This is a genomic window from Mycobacterium sp. (assembly GCF_050701675.1).
In the GTDB taxonomy this organism is placed as follows: Bacteria; Actinomycetota; Actinomycetes; order Mycobacteriales; family Mycobacteriaceae; genus Mycobacterium.
This window is the reverse complement of record NZ_JBOGDD010000576.1, coordinates 1-1,681: the sequence shown is the minus strand read 5'-3', so window position 1 is coordinate 1,681 and position 1,681 is coordinate 1. Positions and strand designations below refer to the sequence as shown.

Here is a 1,681-nt window from a genome sequence, read left to right as displayed (position 1 = left end):
CGCGTGGTGAATGCCCGGTCGGCGGCAGCTGGGGTCGGGTTCGTGGCCATGGCGGCGGCCCGCTCGGCGGCCTCGGGCGAGGACCTGGACACCGTCGAGGCTGCGGCCAGGTCCGCCGTGCCGCGTGGCCGGGCCTTCATCGTCGTGCACCGGCTCGACAACCTGCGGCGCAGTGGCCGGATCGGCACTGCCGCGTCGTGGTTGGGCACGGCACTCTCCCTGAAGCCGCTGCTGCACGTTGACGTCGACGGCCGCCTGGTGCTCTCTCAGCGAATTCGGACCGTCTCCAAGGCGCACGCGGCGTTGATCGACGCAGTGACCGACGTGGTGGGCGACCGGCCCGCGACGATCGCCGTGCACCACGTCGACAACCACGACGGGGCCGATGAGATCGGCGCCGCCCTCACCGCGCGACTGCCGCAGGTCGGCTCGATGTCGATCACCGACATGGGCCCGGTGCTCTCGGTACACGTCGGCGGCGGAGCCGTCGGAGTGTGCGTGACGGTGCAGGATTGAGGAGGTTCGGTGACGCACGAGGACTTGGCGCGCCAGGAGCGGCTGGACTTCGCCGACTTTCTCGCCGGTCTGACCTCCGGGCAGTGGGAGAGCGCGTCGTTGTGCGCGGGCTGGACCGTCCGCGACGTCGCCGCTCATTGCGTGAGCTTCGAGGGATGCTCGACGCGCGACCTCGCGGCTCGCTTCCTGAAGGGCCGACTGCAGACGGACCGCATCAATGCCATCGCGGTGGCCGATCTCGCGGGAAGTTCGACCGACCGCATCATCGGCTTGCTGCGTGACAATGCCGAGCCGCACGGCCTTGGTGCGGGGTTCGGTGGCAGGGTCGCGTTGACCGACAACATGATTCATCAACAGGACATTCGGCGTCCGCTGGGTCTGCCGCGGGAGATCCCCGCCGCGCGCCTTCGCGTCGCGCTGGATTTCGTGCGGTACGCACCGACCATTCGCGGCGCCTGGCGGGCCCGCGGAGTTCGGCTGGTCGCCACCGATCTCGACTGGTCCTACGGCAAGGGGCCGGAGGTCCGGGGCGCCGGCGAGGCACTGCTGATGATCATGGGCGGCCGCCGTGCCGCCCTGCCGGAACTCGACGGGCCTGGCACGGCCACCCTCGCTGCCCGACTCTGAGTACCGGTCGCGCGGGCGCCGAGGAATTGTTCGGGCGCTTGCGGTGTTTGCAGTTGGCGTGAGCGAACAAGCCGAACTGAGCCCCACTGAATGGGTCCGCGACCAGACCGAGCGCATCTTGGCGCAGGGCACCACCGACGGCGTCGAGGTCCTCGATCGACCCGTCGTCCTCTTCACGACGACCGGCGCCCAATCTGGCAAGAAGCGTTACGTGCCTCTCATGCGTGTCGAGGAGAACGGTCGCTATGCGATGGTCGCCTCCAAGGGTGGCGATCCCAAACACCCGAGTTGGTACTTCAACGTCGTGACCAACGCGGAAGTGACGGTTCAGGACGGTGACAAGGTCTTCACCGGTACCGCACGCCAGATCGAAGGCGCCGAGCGCGAGCACTGGTGGGAGATCGCCGTCGCGGCCTACCCGCCCTACGCGGAGTACCAGACCAAGACGACGCGGCAAATTCCGGTATTCGTCATCGAGTAGGCGTCCACCGGGTCGCTAGCCGACGAAGCGCCCGGTCACCGGGGGCAGGTCCTTGAG

Annotated in this window: 3 protein-coding genes; all 3 read left to right on the top strand. The window is 68.6% G+C overall.

Annotated features, from left to right (window positions below):
• Window positions 1-516: DegV family protein (locus ACRDUX_RS17610; RefSeq protein ID WP_526415304.1), on the top strand; the 516-nt coding region annotated here is incomplete at its 5' end.
• A 9-nt stretch (window positions 517-525) separates the two neighbouring features.
• Window positions 526-1,143, top strand: coding sequence for a maleylpyruvate isomerase family mycothiol-dependent enzyme (locus tag ACRDUX_RS17605; protein ID WP_526415303.1), 618 nt, complete (start codon window positions 526-528; stop codon window positions 1,141-1,143).
• Window positions 1,144-1,201: 58 nt separating this feature from the next.
• Complete coding sequence (locus ACRDUX_RS17600) at window positions 1,202-1,624, top strand: nitroreductase family deazaflavin-dependent oxidoreductase (protein WP_526415302.1); 423 nt, start codon at window positions 1,202-1,204, stop codon at window positions 1,622-1,624.
• The last annotated feature ends 57 nt before the right edge of the window (window positions 1,625-1,681 follow it).